Here is a 2265-nt window from a genome sequence, read left to right on the forward strand (position 1 = left end):
GCCAGCGCCGACGCCAATGCGCGCGGATTGCCCGAAATCTCCGCACCCGCCCGGTCGGCACCATATTCGCGGGTGCGGCTGATCGCCATTTGCACGATCATCGCGGCAAAGGGCGCGACGATGACTGCGAGGATCATTGCACCGGGGTTGCGGTTGTCGCGGAAGAACAGCCCGAAATTGGCGAGCATCGAAATCGCCCCGGCAATCGTTGCGACCATCGTCATGATCAGCGTGTCATGGTTTTTGACGTGCGCCAGCTCGTGCGCCATCACGCCTTCCACCTCGTCGCGGCTCAACATCTGGATAAGGCCGGTGGTTGCAGCGACGGCGGCATTGGCCGGGTTGCGCCCGGTGGCAAAGGCGTTGGGCGCAGGCTGATCGATGATGTAGACGCGCGGCATCGGCAGCTGCGCGCGCTCGGCCAGCCGGGCAACCATATTGTAGAAATCGGGGTGGCTCTGCGCATTCACTTCAATCGCATTGTGCATCTTCAGCACGATCTTGTCGGCATTCCACAAGGTGAACAGGTTCATGCCGCCTGCGACCAGCAGCGCCAGCATTGCACCGCGCGGTCCGCCGATCGTAAAGCCCAGCGCCATGAACAGGGCCGTCAATGCAGCCAGCAGCATGGTGGTCTTCATCCAGTTCATCGTCTTGTCGTCCGTCCGTTTGTCCAGTGGCGGGGCAGGTGCTTCACATTGTCGCGGCCTGCCCCATATACCCTTGTATCAGATGTAAGTATGCCGGGCCGGGTTTCAATTCCCCTGCCGCTACGGCAAGCGAAGGAGCCTAGTGCCATGACCGACAGCCCGCGCGCCACCCGGCGTCCCGACCATGTGAAGGCGCCCGCGCACTGGGGCAAATCACCGCCTGTGCCTGTACCGCAGCCCATTGCCGCCGATGATGCCGCCGAAGCCGCCAGCGGTCCGACGCGGTTTGGCGACTGGGAACTGAACGGGATCGCAGTGGACTTCTGATGCGGCGGTGGTGATCAGTGGATTGCTGATCGCCGGGCTTTCACCACTCTCGTTCAAGCAATGCAGTGCGCAGGTCGATCGCGACGGCCACAGGCAGCGCGTCGATGGTGAGCGCGCCGGATCGCCCGGCGACGCCGATGTTCACGCTGGCAAGCCCGATGAACCGGTCGATGGCGTTCTGCTTGATGTCCACGCTCTGCACCCGGCGCAACGGCAATATGGTCAGCGCCTGCGTCCAGAAGCCGGTGCGCACATAAAGCTGGTCATTGACCAGCGCAAAACGGTGCGCGCGCCAGTTGGCCCAGCCGCCCAATGGCAGGATGGGCAGGACCAGATACACCAGCGCAAGCCACGGACTGGCGAGCGCCATGCCAATCGCAATGCCGATGATCGGGATGGGCAGCAGCAGCACCATCGATACCCACCACATCGCCGGATCGACGCGGTGCATATCAGCCTCATCCATCGCCCAGCGGATGCGGGTTTCAGCGAGGATCGCGTTCACCTCCGCGCGGCTTGCGAGCGGGGCGATACTGTGATCGCTTTCCTTGTCATTGTCGCTGGCGAGGCTCTGCACTTTCAGGTGAAACCAGCCGAACTTGCGCCGGATTGGCCCGGTTGCAATGACGGCGGCCTGGATGCGGTGCAGTGGCATGACCACATCGGTGAGCGTCAGTGCCCCGCGCCGCCGCCGCAAGCCGCTGGCGGTGCGGTCCAGCCGGAAGCCATGTTCGCGCAGGAAGGTGCGAATGATGCCGCCGACCAGTCCAACCACCGCCAGCCCAAACAGGGCGATCAGTACCCCGATAATCCGGCTGGCCCAATCGAGCCCCATCAGCAGCGCATTGAGCCGTTCAAGCCCCAGCATCTGCACCAGTCGCTTGGGCTCCCACCAGTCCGATGGAAACAGGAAATCGAGATTGTTGATCACCGCGCCGACCAGCGCGAGGAACACCAGCGAGAAATTGAAAACGCCCGCGATCAGCACGCGGCGGCTGTCCATCGCGAACAAGGGGGCGGTGGCTTCATCGGCAACTGCCTGCGCTGATTCGGGAGCGTCGCCTGCAATACTCGCCGTCTCAGCCGCCTTGCGCAGGCGGATCACATCGCGCAGCCGCCCCGCCTCGGCCAGATCGACCGCGTCGAGCACGCCTTCATCGCCGCTGCCGCTGCTGCCGGTTTCCAGCCGCACCCGCGCCATGCCCAGCATCCGGGCGAGCAGTCCCTGCTCAAGGTTCACATCCTGGATGCGCTCATAGGGTATCGAGCGGACATTGCGGCTGATGAT

At 63.8% G+C, this 2265-nt stretch carries 3 protein-coding genes; 1 reads left to right on the forward strand and 2 read right to left on the reverse strand.

Annotated features, from left to right (window positions below; translation table 11 throughout):
- The coding region (locus ACEW8G_RS03855) for a M48 family metalloprotease (RefSeq protein WP_373487128.1) at nucleotides 1-650 on the reverse strand (650 nt) is incomplete at its 3' end.
- Between the two features lie 147 nt (nucleotides 651-797).
- On the opposite strand from ACEW8G_RS03855, the gene ACEW8G_RS03860 reads away from it, so the two are divergent.
- Entirely contained in the window at nucleotides 798-977 is a 180-nt protein-coding gene (locus tag ACEW8G_RS03860; RefSeq protein WP_373487129.1) for a DUF1674 domain-containing protein, read from the forward strand.
- A 40-nt stretch (nucleotides 978-1017) separates the two neighbouring features.
- On the opposite strand, the gene ACEW8G_RS03865 is transcribed toward ACEW8G_RS03860, so the two are convergent.
- Nucleotides 1018-2265, reverse strand: a 1248-nt coding sequence (locus ACEW8G_RS03865; RefSeq protein ID WP_373487130.1) for a PH domain-containing protein, incomplete at its 5' end; no start/stop codon positions are given.

It is taken from the genome of Blastomonas sp., assembly GCF_041747255.1.
In the GTDB taxonomy this organism is placed as follows: Bacteria; Pseudomonadota; Alphaproteobacteria; order Sphingomonadales; family Sphingomonadaceae; genus Blastomonas.

What these genes read in the sequence shown, in the direction of transcription:
- ACEW8G_RS03860 (WP_373487129.1), top strand. Translation starts at nt 798, where the DNA reads ATGACCGACAGCCCGCGCGCCACCCGGCGTCCCGACCATGTGAAGGCG.